The following is a 25,794-nucleotide window of genomic DNA, read 5'->3' as shown; positions in this document are numbered from 1 at the left end:
AGTATGAATAATGTCTACTAATTTGCCGGATATTAGTGATTATAAATATGGTTTTCATGACCGTGACGTATCAATCTTCCGTTCAGAGCGTGGTTTAACAAAGGAAATCGTTGAAGAAATTTCACGTATGAAAAATGAACCACAATGGATGTTAGATTTCCGTTTAAAATCTTTACAATATTTCTATGATATGCCAATGCCTCAATGGGGTGGAGACATGTCTGATTTACGCTTTGATGAAATTACTTATTATGTAAAGCCATCAGAGAAAACAGAAAAGTCTTGGGATGAAGTACCTGAAGAAATCAAAAATACTTTTGATAAATTGGGTATTCCTGAAGCGGAACAAAAGTATTTAGCAGGTGTATCTGCACAGTATGAATCTGAAGTAGTTTACCACAGCATGAAACAAGATTTAACTGATCTTGGAATCTTATTTACTGATACAGATACAGCATTACGTGAGCATGAAGAAATTTTCAAAGAGCACTTTGGAAAAGTAATTCCACCTACGGATAACAAATTTGCTGCATTAAACTCAGCTGTTTGGTCTGGTGGATCATTCATCTACGTACCAAAAGGTGTTAAAGTTGATACGCCGTTACAAGCGTATTTCCGTATTAACTCTGAAAATATGGGTCAATTTGAACGTACATTAATCATTGCTGACGAAGGTGCACATGTACATTATGTTGAAGGATGTACAGCTCCTGTATATACAACAAACTCACTTCACTCTGCAGTTGTAGAAATCATCATTAAGAAGGATGCATACTGCCGATATACAACAATTCAGAACTGGGCGAATAACGTATTCAACCTAGTTACGAAACGTGCTGTTTGTGAAGCGAACGCAACAATGGAATGGATCGATGGAAACATTGGTTCAAAATTAACAATGAAATACCCAGCAGTTATCCTTAAAGGTGAAGGTGCTCGTGGCCTTACACTTTCTATTGCAATTGCTGGTAAAGGACAACACCAAGATGCTGGTGCTAAAATGATTCACTTAGCTCCAAATACTTCTTCTACAATTGTTTCGAAATCAATTTCTAAACATGGTGGTAAAGTAACGTACCGTGGTATCGTACACTTTGGTCGTAAAGCAGCTGGATCACGTTCAAATATCGAGTGTGATACGTTAATTATGGATAATGCATCAACTTCTGATACAATTCCATACAACGAAATCTTAAACGATAATATTTCTCTTGAGCACGAAGCGAAAGTTTCGAAAGTGTCTGAAGAGCAATTATTCTACTTAATGAGCCGTGGTATTTCTGAGCAAGAAGCTACAGAAATGATCGTAATGGGCTTCATTGAGCCATTTACAAAAGAATTACCAATGGAATACGCAGTTGAAATGAACCGTCTGATTAAATTCGAGATGGAAGGTTCTATTGGTTAAAACTCTACAAATGTTGTTGAACAAACATTTGAGGCGTTTTAAGGGCTCTCAACCAATTTGGTTGGGGGTCTTTTTTTATACAAAACTTGAATTTGTCTACATAGCATAGCACAAGAAGATATGTATACGCATAATCTTTATAGAAATCCTTAATTCCCTATTAACTAGGTTCTGGAAAGGAAACTTAATATGAATAATAGAAACAATAGCTCCATTTATATTATTTCAGGTCCATATGGTGTAGGTAAATCGACAGTTACAAAGGCACTTGCCCAGGAGTTAGAAAATGCTGCAGTAATAGAAGGTGACTTAATCAAATTAATGTTCGGAGGAAAAATACTACCTCCGTGGGAAGAAATGTTAGCTATTATATGGAAAAATATTCTCTCATTAACAAAGAACTTTCTTGAAAATAACATTAATGTAATTATCGATTATGTTGTTGAAAGTGAGTTAGAGTGGTTATATAAGCACTTATCGGATTTAAATGTAAAAATTCATTATGTGGTATTACGGGCAGATGATGATATGATTATTAGTCGATTAAATCAAAGGGGGGATGATTATTTAATAGAAGGATCTTTATATTTAAAAAACAAACTTGAAAACTTTTTGCCAAACAAAAAATATCTCTATGACACAACAAATAAACAGCCTGTTGAAATTATTCATGATTTAAAAAAGCGCTTTGATCAATTTTGTCTATAACTTTGACTACACTAACATTGTTTGTCAGTTTACCCTAGCCCTCTCCTGTACTTCTTAAATACTTTTTCCCGTTTCAAGTAAGTCTCATTTTAACTTTCCTTTCTAAAATGCGTTTTTGAATGTTGGATACGTCTAAACAATTTTGAAAATTAAGAATATGTTATTAAGAAATTAACATAGCAACTAATAGATGTTTATTCAAGAAGCAGAATGTCAGGATAGGAGAGAAAAATGTGAAGGTCTTAATTTTAGCTGGAGGGTTTGGCACAAGAATAAGTGAAGAAACCCATTTAAAGCCGAAACCTATGATAGAGATTGGTGACAAACCCATTTTATGGCATATCATGAAGCTTTACTCTAGTTATGGTTATAACGACTTTATTATCTGTTTAGGGTATAAGAGCCATGTAATCAAGGAGTATTTTTTAAATTATTACCTATATAATTCTGATTTAACATTTGATTTTCAGAAGGGAAATGAATTTATTATTCACCAGAATTCGGTTGAACCTTGGAGGGTTACCTTGGTTGACACTGGATTAAATACAATGACTGGTGGCCGAATTAAGAAAGTGCAGGATTATGTTGGTAATGAATCTTTTATGTTGACCTACGGTGACGGAGTAGGTGATGTAAATATTAAGGAATTAGTAGAATTCCATCACTTACATGGGAAGCTGGCTACATTAACAACTACACAGCCTCAAGGCAGGTTTGGAGTTTTATCCTTGTCCGATGATCAGAACGTAGAGAAGTTTCAAGAGAAAATACCAGAAAATGGCAGTTGGATAAATGCTGGCTTTTTTGTATTGCAGCCAGAAGTATTTAATTACCTGAACAACGGTGAACAAACCATATTTGAAAAGGAGCCCTTAGAAAACCTGGCTAAAGATGGTCAATTAATGGCATATAAACATAATAGTTTTTGGTATCCAATGGATACTTTGCGGGATAAGACATATTTACAAGAAATGTGGGAGTCCAATAAAGCTCCATGGAAAATATGGGATAAAAATAATTAAGAACAACAGTTTTTAGTGTATGCCTCTGTAATTGGTGCAATCGTTTTATTAAAAAGAGTGAATGTGGAGGTAGATAACTTGGATTTATATGAAAAACACAATATCTATCAGTCAGATCTTCAATATATATTTAATAATCTTGATCAGACAGAAATAGAAAAACTTAAGGATTCATCAATCCTCATAACGGGTTGCGCCGGATTCTTAGGCTATTATTTCATGTCATTTTTATCTAATTATTCAGCGCAACTTGGTATTAAAAAGATTATTGGAATTGACAATTTTAAACTAGGAAAACCCAAATGGATTACAGATTTAAGGAAATTAAATCCAAAGATTGAATTATACATTTTTGATATTACTGAGTTTTCATTATTTGATACTAATAAAATTAACGATGTTGATTTTATTATCCACATGGCTTCGATTGCCTCGCCAACCTTTTATAGAAAATATCCTCTTGAAACCTTAGATGCTAATGTATTTGGACTAAGAGCTTTGTTAGACTTTTATAAGGATAAAAGCATTAAAGGGTTCTTGTTTTTCTCCAGCAGTGAAGTTTATGGTGATCCATTTCCGAGTTACATTCCGACTTCCGAGGAGTATAGAGGAAACGTGGCAATGATAGGACCACGCGCATGCTATGATGAGGCAAAACGATTCGGAGAGACGCTATGTTACTTATACGCCGAAAAATTTGGTATGCCCATTTCAATTGTCAGACCATTTAATAATTATGGTCCCGGAATGAGACTTAATGATAAAAGGGTGCCTGCTGACTTTGCAAAAGCTATTATAGAGAATAAAAAACTGATTATGCACTCCGACGGAAAACCAACTCGAACATTTTGTTATGTTACAGATGCAATCACTGGTTATTTAAAGGCGCTACTATATGAACCATTTGACTACTTTAATATAGGAATAGATACACCTGAAATTTCAATTAAAGAATTAGCTCAGATTTATAAGGATGCAGGCTCAGCAATTTTTGGTTTTAATCAGTCTATAGAATTTAAAGAATCGGAAGAAAAGAGCTATCTAACACATAATCCATTAAGAAGATGTCCTGATATTTCAAAGGCAAGAAAATTTTTAAACTATTCCCCAGCAATATCAATTGTTGAAGGTATCGATCGCTTTCTAACCTTTTTGAAGGAAGAGGGTGAAATTCATTGATTACTGTAATTGGCCTTGGATTTGTTGGATTGACCACGGCTTTAGGATTTAGCGAGAAAGGGTATCATGTTTACGGTTTTGATATTGATCAAAAGAAGAAGGAGCAATTAAGAAATGGTAAGATTCCCTTTTATGAACCAAATCTTAATGAAAAATTAAATAAGCACTTTAATAAAGGTTTTACGATTACAGATGATTTACAGGAAGCTGTAATTAACAGTGAAGTTATCTTCCTTTGTGTGGGAACCCCGAGCAAAAAAGATGGTAGTGCGGATTTGGGATATATCTTCGAAGCAATTAAAAATGTAACAGGCTATATAAAAAAGCCTGAGTTTAAAGTATTAGTGATCAAATCTACTATTCCTCCATCCACAACAAGTGAAAAGATTAAACCATATCTGGAAAATTTAGGTTTTAAGGTTGGAGTTGAAATTGGCCTAACCAATAATCCTGAATTTTTAAGAGAAGGATATGCTTGGGACGATTTTATGAATCCAGATCGTATTGTTGTTGGCCAGGAGGATGATAAAAGTGGACGGATACTCGAAACGATATACCAAATTTTTAATGCCCCTATTTACCAGGTTTCTTTAAATACTGCTGAATTTATTAAGTATTTATCTAACACGATGCTGGCTACTCTTATCAGTTTCGCAAATGAACAGTCACTAATCGCTAGGTCTATCGGAAATATTGATATAAAAAGAGCCTTTCAGGTCTTACATCTTGATAGAAGGTGGAGTGGCGCACCAGCTAATATGTCATCTTATGTATTCCCGGGTTGTGGATTTGGCGGCTACTGCCTTCCTAAAGATACGATGGCTTTAGTTAGTCAGTCCTTAAAGAATTCTTACACACCAGAACTATTAACAAGTACCCTAAAAGTAAATGAAGCCATTAAAGAATTTGTTGTCATTGATATAGAAAGAAAAGTTGAAAAGAATGAAAATATAGGAATCCTCGGGTTAGCATTTAAGCCAAATTCAAATGACATTAGGGATACACCGGCAAAAGCTATAATTCAAGGTTTACTTCAAAAAGGATACACAAATATCATCGCCTATGATCCTATGGCAAACGAAGAGTTTAAAGAGGCAAATGGCTTTCCTATTCAATATTCTCCTAACTTATCATCACTGCTTTCAATGGTTGATCATGTTGTAATTTTAACAGCTTGGGATGAATTTACTAAAAATGAAGAGTCGATAAAGAAAAAGAACGTTTTCGATTACCGTTATATTTACCATTAGTTAACAATTAAAGGGATACCTAAGCTGCAGACTAAAATTTAAACTTGAAAGGAGTTTGAACAGTTGAAACATTATTACTGCTCAACGTTTAGTAAGGATTACGCCTATAAAGGTTTATTATTATACAACTCAATTGAACAACATGATAAAGATTTTCATTTTTTTATGATATGTCTTCATGAAGAAGCAAAAAAATTATTTGAGAAAATGAATCTAACTCATGCAACTATAATAAGTTTGGAAGAGATTGAAAAGGAAGACAAAGAATTACTTTCGGTAAAAGGCTCTCGAAATGACAAGGAATATATTTGGACCTCTAAAGCGTCGGTATGTATATATCTATTAAAACAATTCGAAGAAATCGATCATATTGTATGGCTGGACGGTGATACCTTCTTTTTTTCGAATCCAGAACCTATTTTTACCGAATGGGGAGAATACTCTGTTACGTTAACAGCCGAAAAATGGCTAAAGGAACATAGTATATTAGGCGATACGAACGGCATCTATAATACCGGTTTTATGGGTTTTAAAAGAGATGAATATTCGATGGTATGCCTTCATTGGTTTAGAAAGAAGCTTATAGAATGGTGTTTTGACAGATGGGAAAAAGGACGTTGGAGCGACCAGGTATATGCAAATGATTGGCCTATAAGATTTCAGAATATTGGTATTATTGAGAATGTAGGTGTCAATCTTACTCCTTATATCATAAATTACAGGTTAATAGAAAGTCCAGTTATTAAAAATGACAAAGATATATTTATAAATAATGAAAAAATAATATTTTTCCATTTTTATGGGTTTAAATACTATGATGGCAATGTCTTTGATATTTGTAATTATGTAATGAACTGCAGAGATGACGTCACTAAGCATATTTATATTCCCTATATAAATGCCTCAATAGCAATGATGAATAATATAAAAGAAGTGGACAGTAACTTCGTTCAAGAAAAGAGTATAAAAGATAATCATATAAGAAATTATTTTAACCTTGAAATAAATTTGTCAACTGATAAAGGAAAAAATAACCTATGTACAATTATTGGGAAAGAATCTCTTGAACAAGGTTTAGCACTTTTTAACTCCCTTAAGATGAATACACCCAATTTTCAACTATGGATTTGCTGTCTAGATGAGAGCACCTATTCCTTCTTTTACAAATTGAGTTTAGATCATGTCCTTCTTATAAATTTAAAAAATCTTGAAGGCAACGAGTTATTAAGCATCAAAGATACTCGAAGCCCTGAGGAATATATCCGGACATTAAAACCTTCCTTTATTTCATATATATTTAAAAATAATTATCAAGTAAATTCTCTTGTTTATACCGATGTTGATAACAGCCTTTATACAGATTTTAATAACTTATTTGATGAATTGAAGCGTGGGAACTCTCTTTTAATTTTCACGAGGCCAGTTACTACTGAAGAAGAAAAGAATTATGGTGTGTATGATGCTGGACTAATAGGATTTAACAGAGATGAAATCGCACTAGAATGCCTGTACAAATGGAAGAAGGATTGTATTAATTGGTGTTTTAACAAAGTGGAAGTAGAGCTATGGTTAGACCAAAAGTATTTAGACCAATGGCCGAATCAGTTTACAGGTTTAAAAGTCATGGAGAGTCCCACTAGAACTCTTGATCCAGAAAAATAACAATGGAGGAATTTATGGCAGAGACTAATTATTTTTATAATCAAAAGGTTTTAATTACTGGAGCAAATGGATTCATTGGATCTCATGTCGTGCAAAAAATGGTAAATGAAAAAGCCGATGTATCCATTATAGTTAGGGAATCATCCGATTTATGGAGAATTGAAGAATTAAAAAAGCATATTGACATCCATCTGATTGATTTAAGAGATTCCGTTTCAATAGACAATTGCGTAAAACAGATTAAGCCAGAATATATTTTTCATGTTGGTGCATATGGTGTAGATTCTAGACAAAAGGATTATTTAACTGCAGTTAACACCAACATCATAGGGACAATGAATATGTTAAATTCTTTAAAAGATGTAGGATGCAAGAAATTTATTAATGTAGGTACTTGTATGGAATACGGTGACAAAAAGGAAATAATTAAAGAGAGTTCTCATTTAGAGCCCGATAGTATTTACGGAAGTACTAAAGCCTCATCTTCCATTATTTCCCATCAAATCGCTTCAGAAAATAACATAGATATTGTAACTCTAAGGCCTTTTGGTGTATTTGGAGAGAAAGAGGGAAGCCATAAATTTTTTCCTTATATTATTTTATCTAATTTAGATGGCAAAGAAGTTAATTTAACTCCGTGTGAACAATACCGGGATTATTGTTATATAGAAAATATTATTGAAGGTTTTATTTTGGCTGCCCAAAATGAAACTATTAAAAACGAAATATTTAATATCGGCAGTGGTACTATTTATAAGCTAAAGCACTATGTTGACATGATTTACAAGGAAATGAGCCCAAATAAAGAACCAAATTATGGTGCACTTACTTATAGGGAAAATGAAGTTTGGAGACAACAGCCTGATACCACTAAAATAAAAAACGTTTTAAAATGGGAACCTAAAATAAGCCTCCATGATGGCATAAAACGAACTATTGATTGGTATACAAGAAATAAAGAAAAATTTATAGGAACAGGTAGATAAAAGAAGACGGTAATGGGGTGGGAAGGAGTTGTTATAATGGAGAAAGGATTTGAATTAATTTCCATTCAACCTTTTGAAGATAAGCGAGGAAGTCTAAAAAAAATTGTAATGAAAAGTCAGTTAGAGGAAGATATCCAAATTGAAGAGGTGTACTTACTGTATTCTGAAAAGGGAAGTGTTAGAGGGAACCACTATCATAAAAAAACTTTAGAGTATTTTGTGATTGTTAGTGGGAAGGCGAAGGTTGCACTGAAGAATCTTGATACAGGAACATTGGAAGAAATCAATATTTCATCAAGTGATAATTTGATTTTAAAAGTTACACCTTATGTAGTGCATGCTTTTAAAAACGAAGGGGATCTGCCGTTAGTCATGCTTGCCGTTTCATCCAAGGAATATAATAAACTTGATACAGATACATTCAATATGGAAATCATACAATAAATAATTTTCATCTAATAGCCTGGAAATTACAAAAACTACCATCACCAGTGGTTGGGAATCTTTTTTTTGTGTCTAAAAATAGCTTGTGACATATAAATTTTTTTGATTACATTTGACCAGAAATTAATGTTAATGTACTTTTGAAATTTTAGCAGCTGTTTGTTCTTTGAGTTAAGAAGGTGTAAATATTCAAAATCAATGGTTTTATTAATAAATCTTTTTCTATTTTATTTTGTCTGCGAATTTGTTTATTTTTATAGGTGAGTGACTTTCGTGCCGATTTCGGTTTAGTTTATAATATCGAATATTGACGAGTGTATTTTTGAAACATTGATTTAAAGCCATTATTTGTATTATATTAATTCTACTTTATTTATAATTAATTAAATTCGAGATGGAAGGTTCAATTGGTTTATAGAGTTTTTAGTGGAGACGAACTTTTAAAGTTCGTCTCTTTTTCTTTATAATTCACTTTAAGATAAGTGTTCAGTGTTAAAAGAGTATAACCTAGTTTAAATAATTTTATTTTTTATAAAATGTTATCTTGACAATATGGCAGAATTGTCAGAATATATATTTATGAATACGTTTGCAAACGTAAAGGAAATATGGATTATCTTTAAATTAAATTATTAAAAAAAGAAATTAAGAAATTTTTTTGGGATTAATTGCATGCGTATTCAAATTTGGAGAGGAAAAACAAAGTTACTTGTATTCCAATCCTAAAAGACTATTAACACGATGGAGGCTATTTATGGAACTAATCATTATTTTATTAGCCCTAGGAATACTAATGTTTATTGCTTATCGAGGATTTTCAGTTATCTTATTTGCTCCGATATGTGCACTTTTTGCTGTCTTTTTAACAGATCCAGGGCATGTATTGCCTTTCTTTTCTAACATATTTATGGAAAAAATGGTTGGTTTTATAAAAAACTATTTTCCAGTCTTTTTGCTAGGTGCTATTTTTGGAAAATTAGTTGAAATGTCTGGTCTTGCGGATTCTATTGCAAAGACGATTGTTAATTTAGTTGGTGCAAAACGCTCAATGTTGGCAATTGTACTCTTATGCGCCATTTTAACATATAGCGGCGTGAGTCTATTCGTTGTTGCGTTTGCAGCATATCCTTTTGCTGCAAAGTTGTTTCAAGAATCGAATATTCCAAAAAGATTAATTCCGGGAACGATTGCATTAGGTGCATTATCGTTTACAATGGATGCACTTCCTGGGTCACCACAAATTCAAAATGTTATTCCAACAACTTTTTTCAAAACAGATATTTATGCTGCTCCTATATTAGGGATTCTGGGTGCCTTATTTGTACTTGGTTTTGGCATGTTTTACTTAGAATCACGCCGTATTAAAGCAAAAAAAGCTGGAGAGGGATATTTCGGCTTTGGCAATGCGAAAGAAGAAATGGCAGCTACTGCAGAAGCGATTCAATTATCTACCCAACAAATAACGAGCGATGAACCAGCTAGCAAACTACGCCAAGTCATGGCATTTGTTCCTCTTACACTAGTAGGAGTGATGAACAAATTTTTTACTGTAAATATTCCAAAATGGTATCCCGACGGATTTGATTTTTCAAAAATTGGTTTGGACGCTTTTGGGAAAGTTGAGATCGCTAATGTTGTGGGAATTTGGTCTGTTGAACTTGCGTTAATCATTGGAATCTTAGCAACACTTGCTTTTAACTTTAAGGCAGTGACTCTTGATTTTAAAACTGGTATTAATGCAAGTATTGGAGGTGCCTTGTTAGCTGCGATGAATACTGGTTCTGAATACGGCTTTGGTGGTGTTATTTCTTCATTACCTGGATTTGGTGTTGTCCGAGATGGTATTTCACATACATTTTCAAACCCACTTATGAACGGGGCAGTTACGACTAATATTCTGGCTGGAATTACCGGGTCTTCTTCAGGTGGTATGGGTATCGCTTTAAGTGCAATGGGAGAAAAGTATGTCCAAGCAGCAGTGGAACATGGTATACCTCTTGAAGTTATGCATAGGGTTGTTGCAATGGCATCAGGTGGGATGGATTCCTTACCACATAATGGTGCAGTTATTACCTTGCTTGCTGTTTGTGGTTTAACTCATAAACAATCTTATCGTGATATTTTTGCTGTAACGATCTTTAAAACATTAGCAGTTTTCTTTGTTATTGGAGTTTACCAACTTACTGGACTTATTTAATCGTTTCAAGCAGGGCTATTAGTGTTCTACTTTTTTGGAAAAGAGGGGAAATTATGGCATATTTTGCAGATCTTAATGGAAAAAATGTGTTAATCACCGGTGGAAGTAAAGGGCTCGGATTTGATATTGCAAAAGCCTTTGCCATTCATGGAGCACATGTAATTATTACAGGTAGGCAGGAAACGGTTCTGGAAGAGTCAGTTGGGAGACTAAAGGAGATTCAAAACAAATGCTCTTATATTATTGCAGATATGCAAGATGTGAATAGTGTATATGCAATGGTTGACGAGGCTGTTAAAAGAATGGGTGGGCTCGACATATTGATTAATAACGCAGGCGTCAATTTTCCAAAGCCAGCTCTTGAGGTGACAGAACAAGATTGGGATCAAATTATTGATACGAATTTAAAAGGATTATTTTTTTGTTCCCAACGAGCAGGAAAACATATGATTCCACAAAGAAGTGGTAAAGTGATCAATATTGTATCCCAAATGGCGTTTGTAGGTTATTTTAAACGAGCTGCTTATTGTTCAAGTAAAGGAGGAGCGGTTCAGTTAACGAAAGCACTTGCAATTGAATGGGCAGAACATCAGATTAAAGTGAATGCAGTTGCCCCTACTTTTGTTGAAACGGATATGACGAAAAAGATGTTTGACGACCACCATTTTTATGAAGATGTCTTGAGTAGAATTCCACTTGGACAACTCGCTCGTCCAGATGATGTAACAGGAGCTGTATTATTTCTTGCGTCGGACATCGCAAATTTTATTACAGGAGAAACCATAAAAGTGGACGGTGGATGGACTGCAATTTAATTAGAGGAGAGTGAAGAACTTTATGTATATCAATGAAAAAATATCGATAATTGGATCTGGAACGATGGGACATTCCGTTGCACTGTCAGCCGGACTTACAGGACATCATGTAAGGGTGTGGGGAAATAATTCTGAGGATATTGGACGGGGGGAGAAAGGGTTATCCGAAAAGCTTCAAGTACTTGAACGTTATGAGGTCATTAGTCGAGAGGAATCTGACCAGATTTATCAACGTATCACATTTACTGACGCTCTTGAAGATTGTCTATTGGAAGCAACTTTCATTATTGAAGCGATCCCGGAAAATTTGTCGTTGAAACAAGAATGGTTTCACAAACTAGATCAACTTTGTGGTCCCAATACAATCCTTGCAAGTAATACTTCAGGATTAAGTCCATCAGAAATTGCTATAAATACAAAATACCCAGAGCGAACTGTTGTGACTCATTTTTGGAATCCAGGCCATCTCATCCCGCTTGTGGAAATCGTTAAAGGAAAATATACTTCTGATGATACAGTAAATAGGGCCATAACTTTGTTGGAGTCTATGAATAAAAAACCAATAGTCGTTCAAAAGGAGATTCTTGGCTCTATTGGGAACCGTCTTCAATATGCTTTATTCCGCGAAGCACAATACATACTCGAACAAGGGGTAGCTACTATTGAAGATATTGATACAGCTGTTCGTTATAGTATCGGGCGCCGTCTTCCTGTAACAGGTCCATTTATGAGTGCTGATATGGGAGGCTTGGACGTATTTGACGATATTTCAAGCTATCTATTTAAGGATTTATCAGTAGAACCAGCTTCACTATCGGTTATGAGAAGTTTGGTTGATGAAGGAAAATACGGTCAAAAAAATGGCGGTGGGTTTTATCAATGGTCGGCTGAATTCTCTAAAGATATGAATGAAGCACGTGAAAAAGAATTGATTAGATGGTTAAAGCAGGACAATCTAGACCATAAGAAAGATCCTGTGATATAATCAAAAAAAATCTGCATGGAGGAAAATACTCGTGCAAAAAAATATTACCGCTTCAGATGTCGCAAAGTCTTTAGGTATGTCGCAGTCAACTGTGTCTCGAGTATTTACACCGGGAGCAAGCGTATCTGAAGAAACAAGGAAAAAGGTGCTCCAAGCTGCAAATGAATTGGGCTATCGACCTAATGCTTTGGCAAGGAGTTTGATCACAAGAAAAAGCAATATTATTGGGATTGTAATGGGCGATATAAGAAACCCATTTTATCCTGATGTTCTTAGTAAGTTTTCAAAAGAATTAAGCAAAAAGGGCTATCATGTTTTATTTGTAAATGCTGAGAATGAAAAGCTAAGCAGTGATGAGGTCAATCAGTTTTTAGAATACAATGTGGAAGGTGCTGTAGTCACAGATGCAAGTTTACCATCATCTGTTGCATCTTACCTAAAGGAAAATCAGATCCCAATCGTAATGTTCAACCGTTACAATCAAGATTCTCTATTTCACGCGGTTTCTTGTGATAATGTTGATGGTGGTTACCAGATTGGTAGATACTTGATTGAAAAAGGACACCGTAAGTTTGCATTTATTTCGGGGACACAAAATACGTCCACGAGTAAGGACCGAGAAAAAGGCTTTCGTAAAGCTTTGGTGGAAAGTGGCTATAACCTCATTACGGATGATGGAGATTACACTTATGAGGGAGCAAACGCAGCTGCTTTACGACTTCTAGCTAGTAACCACCCCCCAGACGCAATTTTTTGTGCAAATGATATAATGGCACTTGGGGTAATTGATGCTGCGAAGAAATTAGGCGTGTGCATTCCTGAAGATGTTTCAATTGTTGGGTTTGATGATATTAGTTTAGCAGAATGGACAGCTTATTCACTAACTACATGGAAGCAACCTGTAAATGAAATGATTGAAGCAACGATTAATCTATTGCTAAATGATATCGATCAGAAGGAATCAAATAGTAAGCCACAGAATAAATCCATTCAAGGTAAATTAGTCGAAAGAAGTACGGTTTGTGATCGTACAAAATAATAAAACGAGAAAAGACGGGGCTATCCTGAGTGGCACCCGTTTATTTTTTTTCTTACCCAATATCATTCTTCATCAAGTATTTTAATTTTTATTTTGAAAGCGCTTGACAATAGAGTTTAAGAATTTTAACATTAAAGAGTAATGAATACCTATGCAAAACTTTCAATATTAAATATTCAAATATTTTTTTACTTATCTTTGCATACGTATTCAAATTAAGGGTTTACGGGGAGGCGCCATCATGGCAAAAATTTTAAAAAGCGGTAAAAGTAAAGCAGAAATTGCACAAGCAGAAGCACAAGTACGTGAAACTGTGCAAAAGATTCTCGAAGATGTTGAAAAACGCGGAGATGAGGCAGTACGTGAACTTTCCGCAAAATTTGATAAATGGTCTCCAGAAAGTTTCCGCTTAACACAAGAGCAAATTGATGAAATTATCGCAAGTGTTCCTGAGCGTGATATTGAAGATATTAAATTTGCACAAGCAAATATTCGCCGATTTGCGGAAGCACAAAAATCAACATTATTAGACCTTGAACTGGAAACATTGCCAGGGGTTATTTTAGGACATAAAAATATTCCAGTTAATAGTGTAGGTTGCTACATTCCTGGGGGACTTTACCCAATGCTTGCTTCGGCTCATATGAGTGTATTAACTGCAAAAGTTGCTGGTGTTAAACGAGTGATCGCATGTACACCACCAATTAACGGAGAAACTCCAGCGCATACGATTACAGCTATGGCATTAGCTGGTGCAGATGAGATTTATCTATTAGGAGGCGTTCAAGCAATGGCTGCTATGGCTATTGGAACAGAGTCGATTGCACCAGTTGATATGTTAGTAGGACCAGGAAATGCATTTGTTGCCGAAGCAAAACGACAATTGTTTGGACGTGTAGGGATAGACCTTTTAGCAGGGCCAACAGAAACACTTGTTATTGCCGATGAAACGGCTGATGCAGAAATGATTGCTACAGACCTTTTAGGACAAGCGGAGCACGGGCCTACTTCACCTTGTGCGTTAATCACTACATCGGAAAAATTAGCACAAGAAACTTTAGTAGAAATCGAACGTCAATTGAAACTTCTTCCTACTGGTGAAATTGCACGTGTTGCATGGGAGGACAATGGAATCATTATCTTAGTTGATAGTTTAGAAGAAGCAGTTGTTGAAGGAGATAAACTAGCTTACGAGCATGTTCAAATCCTTACAGAAGATCCTGAATACTTCCGTCAAAATCTATCAAACTTCGGCGCATTGTTCCTTGGAAAAGAAACAAATGTGGCATATGGCGATAAAGTAATTGGCACGAACCATACTCTACCTACTAAAGGCGCAGCTCGTTATACTGGTGGATTATGGGTTGGTAAATTTATTAAAACTTGTACATACCAAAAAGTTGCACCAGAAGCAACTGCAATGATTGGTGAATATTGCTCACGTCTATGCAACCTTGAAAATTTTGCTGGCCATGCAGAACAAGCTAACTTACGTGTTCGTCGATATAGCAAAGTTGCTGTAAAACAATGAATAAATGGGCACTACAAAAAAAACATTTTACAAGTTAAGAAATCCATCAATGACAAATGCTCCAAATCCGAAATTAAAATATAAAGGTTTAACATTAGAAAAAGTAAAAGCAGAGTTAGAGAAAATGAAATAAGAATAAATCCCTATTATAGGACCTACTACTTAAAAGCATGGCTTCTTGCCATGCTTTTTTCTATCAATCAAAATAAGCATGCTTTTTATGCTGTTAAGTTATTTATGGTAGAATTTAACTTGTAAGTTCAGTTTTGTATCAAAGGGGAGGTTTTTTTATGAATTTTAATCTTAAAGAAGCTATCGAAATTTTAGAAAGAACGCCGAAATCATTAGAGTCCTTGTTATCGGGTTTATCAGAATCTTGGTTACAGTGCAATGAAGGTGAAGGAACTTGGAATGCTTCTGAAGTAATCGACCATCTAATTGAGTGTGAAAAAACAAATTGGATTCCCAGGTTGAACTGCATGCTTAACAAAGAAGGAAGTAACCATTTTCCGCCATTCGATCGTTTTTCGCATTTAAATGAAAAACATAAAAAATCAGTAGAAGAAAGATTGATTGAATTCAAGAATCTAAGAGCGGAAAATATTACAAAACTACAATCATTGGTTGATCCTGAATTACACTTAGAATTAGAAGGGATTCACCCAGATCTTGGAACAGTTAAATTAAGAGAGTTACTATCTACTTTCGTCGTACATGATCTAACCCATATAACTCAAATTACAAGAGTGATGGCAAAAAGATACAAAACTGACGTAGGACCTTGGATTGCAAATTTAAGTATATTAAAATAATAGCCAGTGTTTATAAAAAGGTATTAATTATACTCGGAGAATTCCGAGTTTTTTTATGTTAAAATACTATTTAAACTAAAGAGAAAATAGATTTTTAGTGTAATAAAAAGGAGAGAAATTTAGGTTGGATATCATTCTACAAATTCTTATACTCATCAGTATAGGGCTTGCTGCAGGAACAGTCGGATCATTGATTGGTTTAGGCGGAGGAATTATTATTGTTCCAATGCTGCTTAATATTGATCACTTTTTATCCGCTTTTTCGGCTGTACCAATTCATGTTGCAGTTGGAACTTCACTGATTACAATTGTGTTTTCATCGCTTTCATCCACCCTTTCGTATCATAAGCAAAAACGAATCGATTATAAGAGTGGTATTTTATTTTTAATAGGTAGTGTTCCGGGTAGCTTACTAGGTACATACATCAATTCGCTTTTAAATACAGAGCGGTTTACTTTATTTTTTGGTATATTTTTAATCTGTATATCAGTCTTTCTATTTGTTTCTTCAAAATTAAATAGAAAATCAAAGGAAGTACATAAAGGGATTATACGAACATATACAAATGATGAGGGCAATGCATATACATATAGCTATAGTCTTCCATTAGCGATTTCTTTGTCCATTTGTATCGGGATCATCTCAGGGTTATTTGGAATTGGTGGAGGAATATTGTTAGTACCAATGATGGCGTTTTTATTTGGTTTTCCACCTCAGTTAGCTGTTGCGACTTCAATGTTTGTCGTTATGTTTACGACTCTTGGAAGCTCGATTTCATACATAACATTAGGAGAAGTAAATTTCTATTACATTCTTCTACTTATCCCTGGTGCATGGTTTGGTGGAAAAATTGGGGCATATATTAATCAAAAATTAAAAACTGAAACAATCGCATTAATTTTAAGGTTAGTTGTGTTATTTTATGGCATAAAATTAATTATAGAAAATATTTAAAAAAGGATGGTGGAACAATGGAAACAAATCAAACGTTAAATATTCGGTTGTTCCATACAAATGACATTCATAGCCATTTTGAAACGTGGCCAACAATTGTCGGTTTGTTGAAGTCTAAAAGAGAGTTAGCTAAAGAAAAAGGTGAGGCCACACTTACTTTTGATATTGGAGATTTCGTTGATCGATTTCATCCAATTTCGGAGGCCACTTTGGGAAAAGGTAATGTGGAACTTTTAAATGATGCAAAGTTTGATGCAATTACAATAGGAAATAATGAAGGAATTACCTTATCAAAAGATGAGTTGTTAAACCTTTACGAAGATGCAAAGTTTGATGTATTAGTTGGTAATTTAAACATTTCAGATGAAGGTACCGAGAATTTCAGCAAGCCTTTTGAAATATATGAAAAAAATGGAGTAAAGCTAGGCATAATCGGTTTAACAGTCGCTTATCCTGTGTTTTATGAAACTTTAGGATGGAGAATAAGAGATCCGTTTGAAATGTTAAATAACATATTGCCAATTGTCAAAGCACAATCAGACATTGTCATTATACTTTCTCATTTAGGTATGAGAGATGATCAGAGAATCGCTGAACAATTTTCAGGAGTCGATATTATCTTAGGCGCACATACTCATCATTTATTTCCAAATGGAGAGTATGCTGGTGAAACTTTACTTTGTGGAACAGGTAAACATGGTAACTATTTAGGCGAGGTTTTAATTACTGTAAATAAAGAAACGAAAATTATAATAAATACCGAAGCTTCAGTTACTGAAGTACATACAATTCCTAAATATTACCAAGATGAAGTAACGAAACTCATGCTGGCTAATTTAATGAGACTAAGTGAAGAAATTTTAAGTGAACCGGTGACTCAACTACCGAGTAACATGAGTGTGAATTGGTTTAAAGAAAGTCCATTGCCGAAATTATTAGCAAATGCACTTCGCCAATGGACAAAATCAGATATCAGTATACTAAATTCGGGTATTTTACTTGACGGCTTAACGCATGGACTTGTTACAAAGGGTGACATTCATCGAATATGCCCACATCCTATTAATCCTTGTGTCGTTAATTTGTCTGGCAAGGAATTGCTAGATGTTTTAAATCGTTGTGAAGATAAAGAATTGACTCATTTGAAGATGAAAGGTTTTGGATTTAGAGGAAAAGTAATCGGAAAAATGGTTTACGATGGAATCACTATTGTTAATAGGGATAAGAAAAGGCGTTTTTATCAAGAAGAATTATTTATTAATGGAGAAATGTTAGATTTAAATCGAACGTATGAGATCGGAACTTTGGATTTATTTACGTTTGGCCATTTTATTCCTACAATTCGTGATGCTAGTCATAAAAGATTTTTTATGCCTGAATTTATTCGTGATGTATTATTTTCGGCTTTAAAAGATGTTTAAAATTTATCAAGATTAGACAGGTTACACTTTTGTTTTTTTCTCATATTTTAGAATGAGAAAGGAGCGTTGAACTTGATCAATTTAAGCCCAATTAAAATAGATAATCATACATTTAATGCTGTTACGGTTTTACTTCCAAAAACTACATTATTGGTCGTTATGAATGATAACGGATATATTATGTGCGGAGCATTAGATGTAGCTTTATTAAATGAAAGATTGCGCGATCGTCAAATTATCGCAGGCCGAGCAGTTGGTGTGAAAACAATAGAAGAATTATTAAATGCGCCTTTAGAATCCATTACTGTTGAAGCAGAAAAGTTAGGTATTCAAAAAGGAATGATTGGAAGGGACGCATTATTAAAGATGATATAAAAAAAGCCACTAAATTTTTTTAGTGGCTTCTTGTGTAAACGAAGTACAAAAAAATTGATTTTTACAGCGTATTAACTGTTATGAAGAGCCATATATTTAATAAAAAATTGTTCAAGGAGAAAACAATGAGAGTTGTTGAAGCATCCACACTTGTCCCAGGTACGATCTTAAGAAAGTCGGTTTATAATGAACATGGAAAAATGATCGTTAATGCAAATATTCCTTTAACAGAAGAGATGATTAATCAAATACATAAATTAGCTATTCAATTTGTTTTAGTACATGCTCAATCATCAGAACATTTAAATGGTAAGACAATTATTTCAGACGAACTTCGCACTGATATCACACAAAAAATAGAAGATACTTTTGTTAAATTAATTAGCGAAGATGTTTATTTAAGGGGGCTATCTTTAGAAAAAAACTCATTGAGGCTTAAAGAAATTATAAAATCACTGCAAAACGAATTATGGCAACAGAAGGATGCTTTATCTTTATTGGTTGACGTATTCCTATATGATGAGTATCTCTTTACCCATTCTCTACATGTAGCTATGTATTCTTTAGGAATTGGAACCGCATTAGATTTAAGTAAAATCGAGCTTAATTTACTTGGATTAGGTGCACTTTTACATGATGTCGGGAAGATGGCTATACCAAAAAAGATTTTAAATAAACGGGACCGTTTAACTGAAGATGAATATGCGTTCATGAAACAACATACAATTGCTGGATACGATATGCTACGACAAGTATCTTCTATTCATCCAATTGTTGCGGACTGTGCCTTACAGCATCATGAAAGGATCAATGGGAGCGGCTATCCAAAAGGTTTAGTTTGTGAGGAAATGCATCTGTTCTCAAAGATCATTGGGATTGCTGACTTTTTTGATGCTGTTACTTCAAATCGAGTATATCGAAAAGCAATGCTCCCGCATGAAGGATTAACATTATTAATTAATGGAAGTGATAAATTTTATGATGCTAAATTAATCAGCATATTTAGCGATCTACTAACCGTTTATCCAACGGGATTACACGTAAAATTGAGTGATGGTAGACAAGGAATTGTTTTTAGTCAAAATGATGCTTCTACAGATCGTCCAGTTGTGCTGATAATTGAAGAAAACGGAAGAAAGTTAAGTATTCCTTATGAAGTGAATCTCTATAATGAGTTAAAATTAGAGATTATCGAATGTGATCAAACAATAAAAAGCATTTATTATTAAATGGGATGTTTCAGAGAAATGACTGGAGCATCTTTTTTATTGTTTTTGTACAAATCCATTAAGAATGAACAGGCATTGACATGCATACCCATTAGAAAGGGGGCATGGATCCGATGAAGAGGTTTAAGTACAGACGTGTTCCAAAAAATAAATTTTTTGTTTCAAAAAGAAAATCTTTTGACGGATTTAAAACTAATTCAGCTCAAATAACCCAAACAATTCGTAATATATTTCCAAATAAATATGTAGTTAGTTGTATTGTTCTATTATTTTTTTCATTATATGCTTTTTGGGAAATTGATAAAATTTTCACCCCAACGATCTTAAAATATTCTGAGAAACAAACAAGACGAATTGCTTCATTAGTGATCAATGAAGCGTATGAATCGGCATCTAAGGAACTGCAAGGGCAGGATATTATCATTCGGGATGTTGATGAGAATGGGAAGGCGATAATAAGTACCAATACATATTTGATCAATAAAATAATTGGTTCTACTACTCAGCATGTTGAAGAGAATATACGTAGAGTTGAAAATGGGGATTTATCATTTTTATCTTTATCAAAAGCAGAAATGAAGAAAATGAAGGCGGATAATGAGGGGCTTTATTTAAAAGTACCGATTGGGGTCGTTACAAATACAGTACTTTTAGGTAAGCTTGGACCTACTATACCAGTTCGCTTTTCTGTAGTCGGTGATGCAGTGGCTAATGTTACACAAGAAGTTAAGCCATTTGGATTTGATAATTCTGTAGTCGAAATTATTATGAATGTAGAAGTAAATATGAATGTAATCATCCCGTTTAGTACAAAATCAACAAAGGTGAAAGTAGAAGTCCCAATTGCTACTGAAATTATCGATGGGGAAGTTCCAAGTTATATTCCATTTACTCCAAATACTCAACAAATCCCATCAACAACAAAAGGAAAAAAATAAATTTAATATAGAGCAGACTAACTTAGTACATTAGGAAAAGTTAGTCTGCTTTTTCTGACTAATGGTTTTAAATTACCTTCTTTATTTGCTTCGATCCTGACGCTCCCAAAGACGTAATTTTGGATAAGGATCAAATGACCACTCTGAATAACCATTGTCTTTGTAAATACCATAGTGCAAATGTGGAGGGAATTTTCCAGATGTCCCTGGAGGTCCATATCCAGTACTTCCAACATAGCCAATCAGTGTTCCTGGCTCGACTACTTGCCCTCTTTGAAGGTCTTTGTTAAAGCCACCTAGATGAGCGTAGTAATGATAATTATTATATAAGTCTCGAATTCCGATTCTCCATCCTCCAATTCGATTCCAGCCCTTTGTCTCAATAACTCCATAGCAAGTAGACCTTACAGGAGTACCGTAATTTGCAAAAATATCAGTACCTTCATGAACTCTTCGTCCGCCAAAGCTTCGAGGTGCACCCCACGTACTACGATAACTATGTGTACTGCGAATTGGTAATGGGAAGGCATTACCTTCTATATTTAATTTTCCGTAATATCGATACAAACTAGCGTATTCATCGATAATATCAACAGTTATTGCTCTTTGGTAGTAATCCCATAGCATCATTCGAATATATTGCCTGGATGGGCCATAGAAATGCAATCGATGAATGAAAGTGTACAGAATATCCTCATCATCTTCTAATGAAGCTTTTCCGTCATTATTTCCATCTAAACCAATGCCGCTAAATAAATGGATAGTAGGAGCGTATGTGTCTTTCTTAACGGGATTTGTTAGGCCACTCCAATCCTCTGGTTTAATATAGATCGAAAGGACCCCATTTTCGCGTTTTGGTATATCGTTCCTAACACTACGTACATTTCGTTCATAAGTATCTATAGCCGCAAAGTAATACCAAGGGATAAAGGTTAGTGTTTCACCTTTTTTATATAAGGCCATTCGTTCTTTATTAAGCTGAGCTTGATCAATTTCTTCTGCATTTGTAAATGATGGCATTATGAAGATAACCACCATACAAAAAAGTACAATTATTTTTTTCAAAACCATCATCCTTTAAATTGATTTACATCTATAGTTTGGTTAAAGGAGCGACTTTCATAAATGGAAATTATAGGATAATAGGAATAATCAAACGAAAGTTTTTCATATCCGCGAAAAATGTAGTAATATATAAACTATTGGAAGAAAAAATGAAATATGTCGTAAACGAATAAACGTTGGAGGAATTTCAAATGGCATCAAAAAAAGAAGAATATTTGAGAAAGCCCGAGTGGCTAAAAATAAAATTAAACACAAATGAATCTTACACAGAATTAAAGAAAATGATGCGATCTAAAAATCTTCACACTGTTTGTGAAGAAGCTCGTTGTCCAAATATCCATGAATGTTGGGCAGTTAGAAAAACAGCTACATTTATGATCCTAGGTGCGGTTTGTACTCGTGCATGTCGTTTTTGTGCAGTTAAAACTGGTTTACCAACTGAACTTGATCTACAAGAACCAGTTCGAGTTGCTGAATCTGTAACACAAATGAACCTTAAACACGTAGTAATTACAGCAGTTGCTCGTGATGACTTAAGAGACGGTGGAGCAGCTGTATTTGCAGAAACTGTTAGAGAAGTTAGAAAAGCAAATCCATTTACTACAATTGAAGTTTTACCATCTGATATGGGTGGGAAATTTGAAAACCTTAAAATGTTAATGGATGCAAAACCAGATATTATGAACCATAATATTGAAACAGTTAGAGAGTTAACTCCACGTGTTCGTGCAAGAGCTACGTATGAAAGATCACTTGAATTTTTACGTAGAGCAAAAGAAATTAACCCTAGCATCCCTACAAAATCAAGCATCATGCTTGGTTTAGGTGAAACAAATGAACAAATTTACGAAGCAATGGATGATTTACGTGCTGCAGGTGTAAATATCATTACATTAGGTCAATATTTACAACCAACGAAAACTCATTTATCTGTAAAAAAATACTATACTCCTGACGAGTTTGCAGCTCTAAAAGAAGTTGCTTTAGGAAAAGGATTCTCACACTGTGAGGCTGGTCCACTAGTTCGTTCATCATACCATGCTGACGAACAAGTAGAAGCTGCTAAACAAGCATAATAAAAAGCACTAGCTTAAGCTAATGTTTTCAGACTGAAAATCAAATTATTTTTACATTGTAAAAGCACTAGCCCATGCTAGTGCTTTTATTTTTTACTTTGAAATCTGGTCAAAATGCATGCTTTGTTTATCCACATCAAAACCTGAAGCTAAATCTTTTATTTGTTGCTCTAATTGGCCATCATTAAGCTGACCATATTTATTTAGGTCCTCAATATTATTAATATTTTTTATTGAATTCGAAGTAAAGATATGATAATAACTAGGAAGCGCTGATTGAGCAGTTTTTTCAACTTGCTTTCTAGCTAGTTTTTTATCACCATCTGATCGATAAGCAATCAATACTTCTTGGTCTGTAACTAGTGTAGCTGCATCGTCTATATCAGGAAGCTTTACAACTAAATAAGAAATGAATTTTGACACTTCTTGTTTATCGATAGTTAAAGTATAATCACCATCTTTACCTAAAACATCTTGCTTTTGTAGTCTAGAAAAGCCATAATCTTTGTAAGAGTTATTTGACATTTTAGCATTTACATCGCCTAAATCCATCGGCTTTGTATTTAATTGTTTAGGTGTTGGATTTGTTCGATGTTCATTTTTATATGTTACGTCCTCATAATCGAATTGTCTGGAATGACTTGGACCGAATGAACATCCTGTTAATAAAAATAAGGTTAATAAACAAACTAAATATTTCCGCATATTAAATACCACCTTTTAATAATCATTGTAAAATTAGTATGCCAAAATATTAGTTACATATTTATGGGAGTAAAAGGAAGGAGAATACAAATTGGTTTGCATACAGAATATTTGCTATGAAGTTGTTGAAGATTACCGTGAAGGATTCAATGAAGAAGCTTTTAAAGCGAGATATGCAGAGATCCTTTCAAAGTATGATTACATTGTTGGGGATTGGGGCTATGAGCAACTAAGACTTAGAGGATTTTTTGACGATTCTCAAAAAAATGTTCCATATGATTCAAAAATAAGTACATTACGTGAATATATTTATGAATATTGTAATTTTGGATGTAAATATTTTGTGGTTAAGAAAGTAAAAAATTAAATGATGGGGAAACCCATCTTTTCAGACTGTTGTCAAACGCTCGCTTTCTTCGTTACTTCGCCTGTCTGTGGTGCTCATTACCGTCTAGGGTAATTCCGCTCCTTACCAGGCTTCGCGGCTCGAAAGAAAAACGCTTGCAATCAGTCTGAAATTCAGGTTTAAAGAACTTTGTCTATACACTGAAATGATGGGAAAACCCATCATTTTTTATTTTACGTAAATTACATAAACAAATTTTGTGGATAAAATATTTTTTGATTTTTTGAAAGAATAAAAACCTTGTGGATAAGTTTGAATCTTTCAACAAAAATGTGAATAACTGAAGACTTAATCACAAAAATAGTGGACAACTTTTTAGTTATCCACTATTTTTCAGATTATTTAGTAAAAATAAATTATTTATCCACAGGTTTGAAAAATTAGAAAATAATTTCACTAAGAAAATCTAATAATTCAGCAGCCTTTTCCTCAGAAATTCCGAAAGCAAATTCTAAGTAACCTTCTTCTTTTAAATCATCTGAACCAATAATTGCAAATCGATTACTTTGCATATCCATAATCATAACTTTGCCATAATGGCGATCAGAATATACTAAAGCAAGATCATGTCTTTGCTCTTCTCCCATAAAGCTTACAAAACGAGTCTTTGCTTGAATAGTGTCATCATATAAGAAAAAACGTTCTGACATTTTTTAATTCCTCCATTATACTAAAATAAGATTTGGCTTATATCTTAAATGGTGATGTGCTTTAATATGTCACACAGTTTTCTCGTTACATTTAAATGAGTTTCGACTAAGTCTCCACCTAAGAAAGTAACGCCTGTAGTAGCAAAAATTGCATCGTCACCTTTTACTAAATCATTTAATGTTAATAATTGTCTTGGGTTTTAGCACATTTTTCTTACCACGTCCCATCCAATGAGCAGAGGTAAGGGCAGCTGCTTTAGTAACTCTTACAATCTAAGTGCTAGTTCACGCTCCAAAAGTTCAACCCCAGAAAAATATTCACCTATATAATATAACAAAAATCGGTAAGAAACGCTTTCATTTGTCGATTTTTTTCGAATTTAGCTATAAAATAAATATAAGTCCATAAAATGTAGAAGATAGAATTGAGAAGGAAGTGTACATATGTACTTTGTAAATCGTCAAAACATATTAGATCGAATTGAAATTTTGAATTCAATGCTTGAATTTTATGAGTCAAACAGCCATCCAAAAAATAAAATAGAAGAATTAGCTTTGGAAAGAATGACACATCTTTTGATTGACAGTATGTTAGATATTGGAAATACAATGATTGATGGCTTTATAATGAGGGACCCAGGAAGTTATGATGACATTGTTGATATTCTAATGGATGAAAAAGTTATTACTGCATCAACTGGGGAATCGATAAAAAAATTAATTCCAATTCGAAAACATTTATTACAAGATTACACATCTTCAATTACAGAAAAAATAGTGACGACATTAAGCGAAAATATAGAAGCATATAAGGAATTCCCGGTTGCGGTTCAAGCTTTTCTTGATAAGGAACTAGGAGTAATTAATGCTTTTAGTAGTGATGAGGAAAAATAATCTATTTCAGACTGTTGACAAACGCTCGCTTTCTTCGTTGCT

General features: G+C 34.0%; 25 protein-coding genes and 1 pseudogene. 22 read left to right on the top strand and 4 right to left on the bottom strand.

What is annotated here, in order from left to right; all coding sequences use genetic code 11:
- Positions 1–10 precede the first annotated feature (10 nt).
- The 19 genes from sufB to yunB all read left to right on the top strand — a co-directional run bounded on the left by sufB (position 11) and on the right by yunB (position 20,956).
- On the top strand, positions 11–1,408 hold the full coding sequence (gene sufB / locus COJ46_RS06360; RefSeq protein WP_056468751.1) for a Fe-S cluster assembly protein SufB: 1,398 nt from the start codon (positions 11–13) through the stop codon (positions 1,406–1,408).
- 189 nt (positions 1,409–1,597) lie between these two features.
- Positions 1,598–2,116: a P-loop nucleotide/nucleoside kinase family protein gene (locus tag COJ46_RS06355; protein ID WP_097976329.1), complete on the top strand. Its 519-nt coding sequence runs from the start codon at positions 1,598–1,600 to the stop codon at positions 2,114–2,116.
- Between the two features lie 233 nt (positions 2,117–2,349).
- A complete protein-coding gene (rfbF, locus tag COJ46_RS06350) occupies positions 2,350–3,138 on the top strand; it encodes a glucose-1-phosphate cytidylyltransferase (protein ID WP_097976330.1) in 789 nt (262 codons plus the stop codon).
- Positions 3,139–3,216: 78 nt separating this feature from the next.
- A complete protein-coding gene (locus COJ46_RS06345; protein WP_286145491.1) occupies positions 3,217–4,317 on the top strand; it encodes an NAD-dependent epimerase/dehydratase family protein in 1,101 nt (366 codons plus the stop codon).
- Positions 4,314–5,567: a UDP-glucose dehydrogenase family protein gene (locus tag COJ46_RS06340; RefSeq protein ID WP_097976332.1), complete on the top strand. Its 1,254-nt coding sequence runs from the start codon at positions 4,314–4,316 to the stop codon at positions 5,565–5,567. Before COJ46_RS06345 ends, COJ46_RS06340 begins: the two co-directional genes overlap by 4 nt.
- Before the next feature lie 63 nt (positions 5,568–5,630).
- Positions 5,631–7,229: a glycosyltransferase gene (locus tag COJ46_RS06335; protein WP_098565758.1), complete on the top strand. Its 1,599-nt coding sequence runs from the start codon at positions 5,631–5,633 to the stop codon at positions 7,227–7,229.
- A 14-nt stretch (positions 7,230–7,243) separates the two neighbouring features.
- The gene (locus COJ46_RS06330) at positions 7,244–8,215 is read left to right on the top strand and encodes an NAD-dependent epimerase/dehydratase family protein (protein ID WP_235832825.1); all 972 of its coding nucleotides are present in this window, start codon (positions 7,244–7,246) and stop codon (positions 8,213–8,215) included.
- A 36-nt stretch (positions 8,216–8,251) separates the two neighbouring features.
- Positions 8,252–8,659, top strand: coding sequence for a polysaccharide biosynthesis C-terminal domain-containing protein (locus COJ46_RS06325; protein WP_165347003.1), 408 nt, complete (start codon positions 8,252–8,254; stop codon positions 8,657–8,659).
- Between the two features lie 754 nt (positions 8,660–9,413).
- The gene (locus COJ46_RS06320) at positions 9,414–10,856 is read left to right on the top strand and encodes a GntP family permease (RefSeq protein WP_097976339.1); all 1,443 of its coding nucleotides are present in this window, start codon (positions 9,414–9,416) and stop codon (positions 10,854–10,856) included.
- A gap of 53 nt (positions 10,857–10,909) precedes the next feature.
- On the top strand, positions 10,910–11,671 hold the full coding sequence (locus tag COJ46_RS06315; RefSeq protein WP_097976341.1) for an SDR family NAD(P)-dependent oxidoreductase: 762 nt from the start codon (positions 10,910–10,912) through the stop codon (positions 11,669–11,671).
- Positions 11,672–11,681: 10 nt separating this feature from the next.
- The gene (locus COJ46_RS06310; RefSeq protein WP_353652157.1) at positions 11,682–12,656 is read left to right on the top strand and encodes a 3-hydroxyacyl-CoA dehydrogenase family protein; all 975 of its coding nucleotides are present in this window, start codon (positions 11,682–11,684) and stop codon (positions 12,654–12,656) included.
- Between the two features lie 31 nt (positions 12,657–12,687).
- On the top strand, positions 12,688–13,695 hold the full coding sequence (locus COJ46_RS06305) for a LacI family DNA-binding transcriptional regulator (protein WP_286145490.1): 1,008 nt from the start codon (positions 12,688–12,690) through the stop codon (positions 13,693–13,695).
- Between the two features lie 241 nt (positions 13,696–13,936).
- Positions 13,937–15,226, top strand: a complete 1,290-nt coding sequence (gene hisD, locus COJ46_RS06300) for a histidinol dehydrogenase (protein WP_098565757.1) — start codon at positions 13,937–13,939, stop codon at positions 15,224–15,226.
- Positions 15,227–15,516: 290 nt separating this feature from the next.
- The gene (locus COJ46_RS06295; protein WP_097976346.1) at positions 15,517–16,038 is read left to right on the top strand and encodes a DinB family protein; all 522 of its coding nucleotides are present in this window, start codon (positions 15,517–15,519) and stop codon (positions 16,036–16,038) included.
- A 133-nt stretch (positions 16,039–16,171) separates the two neighbouring features.
- Entirely contained in the window at positions 16,172–16,993 is an 822-nt protein-coding gene (locus tag COJ46_RS06290) for a sulfite exporter TauE/SafE family protein (protein WP_097976391.1), read from the top strand.
- A 17-nt stretch (positions 16,994–17,010) separates the two neighbouring features.
- Positions 17,011–18,414 carry a bifunctional metallophosphatase/5'-nucleotidase gene (locus tag COJ46_RS06285; protein ID WP_098565756.1) on the top strand — a complete coding sequence of 468 codons (1,404 nt, stop codon included), beginning with the start codon at positions 17,011–17,013 and terminating at the stop codon, positions 18,412–18,414.
- 72 nt (positions 18,415–18,486) lie between these two features.
- A complete protein-coding gene (locus COJ46_RS06280; protein ID WP_069034827.1) occupies positions 18,487–18,789 on the top strand; it encodes a YunC family protein in 303 nt (100 codons plus the stop codon).
- Positions 18,790–18,914: 125 nt separating this feature from the next.
- Complete coding sequence (locus COJ46_RS06275) at positions 18,915–20,018, top strand: HD-GYP domain-containing protein (protein WP_176522537.1); 1,104 nt, start codon at positions 18,915–18,917, stop codon at positions 20,016–20,018.
- Between the two features lie 113 nt (positions 20,019–20,131).
- Positions 20,132–20,956 (top strand): sporulation protein YunB, encoded by an 825-nt coding sequence (yunB, locus tag COJ46_RS06270; protein WP_176522538.1) that lies wholly within the window; start codon positions 20,132–20,134, stop codon positions 20,954–20,956.
- A gap of 81 nt (positions 20,957–21,037) precedes the next feature.
- Here the strand turns inward: yunB and COJ46_RS06265 are convergent, their stop codons facing one another.
- A complete protein-coding gene (locus COJ46_RS06265; RefSeq protein WP_097976354.1) occupies positions 21,038–22,027 on the bottom strand; it encodes a M23 family metallopeptidase in 990 nt (329 codons plus the stop codon).
- 185 nt (positions 22,028–22,212) lie between these two features.
- Between COJ46_RS06265 and lipA the strand changes: the two genes are divergently transcribed.
- The gene (gene lipA, locus COJ46_RS06260; RefSeq protein WP_056468726.1) at positions 22,213–23,097 is read left to right on the top strand and encodes a lipoyl synthase; all 885 of its coding nucleotides are present in this window, start codon (positions 22,213–22,215) and stop codon (positions 23,095–23,097) included.
- A gap of 93 nt (positions 23,098–23,190) precedes the next feature.
- Here the strand turns inward: lipA and COJ46_RS06255 are convergent, their stop codons facing one another.
- Positions 23,191–23,802, bottom strand: a complete 612-nt coding sequence (locus COJ46_RS06255; protein ID WP_097976356.1) for a YhcN/YlaJ family sporulation lipoprotein — start codon at positions 23,800–23,802, stop codon at positions 23,191–23,193.
- A gap of 91 nt (positions 23,803–23,893) precedes the next feature.
- Here COJ46_RS06255 and COJ46_RS06250 point away from each other — a divergent pair, with 91 nt between their 5' ends.
- Entirely contained in the window at positions 23,894–24,169 is a 276-nt protein-coding gene (locus COJ46_RS06250) for a YutD family protein (RefSeq protein WP_056468720.1), read from the top strand.
- Between the two features lie 419 nt (positions 24,170–24,588).
- On the opposite strand, the gene COJ46_RS06245 is transcribed toward COJ46_RS06250, so the two are convergent.
- Positions 24,589–24,858, bottom strand: a complete 270-nt coding sequence (locus COJ46_RS06245) for a DUF3055 domain-containing protein (protein ID WP_025672291.1) — start codon at positions 24,856–24,858, stop codon at positions 24,589–24,591.
- A 207-nt stretch (positions 24,859–25,065) separates the two neighbouring features.
- A pseudogene (locus tag COJ46_RS25345) lies at positions 25,066–25,154 on the bottom strand (fructose-bisphosphatase class II); the annotation flags it as partial.
- Positions 25,155–25,302: 148 nt separating this feature from the next.
- On the opposite strand from COJ46_RS25345, the gene COJ46_RS06240 reads away from it, so the two are divergent.
- Positions 25,303–25,752, top strand: coding sequence for a DUF86 domain-containing protein (locus COJ46_RS06240; protein ID WP_097976358.1), 450 nt, complete (start codon positions 25,303–25,305; stop codon positions 25,750–25,752).
- Positions 25,753–25,794 lie beyond the last annotated feature (42 nt).

The sequence above is a fragment of the Bacillus sp. AFS077874 genome (assembly GCF_002566505.1).
In the GTDB taxonomy this organism is placed as follows: domain Bacteria; phylum Bacillota; class Bacilli; order Bacillales; family Bacillaceae_G; genus Gottfriedia.
Note: the sequence above shows the minus strand (reverse complement) of the source record. Positions and strands in the feature narration are given on the sequence as shown.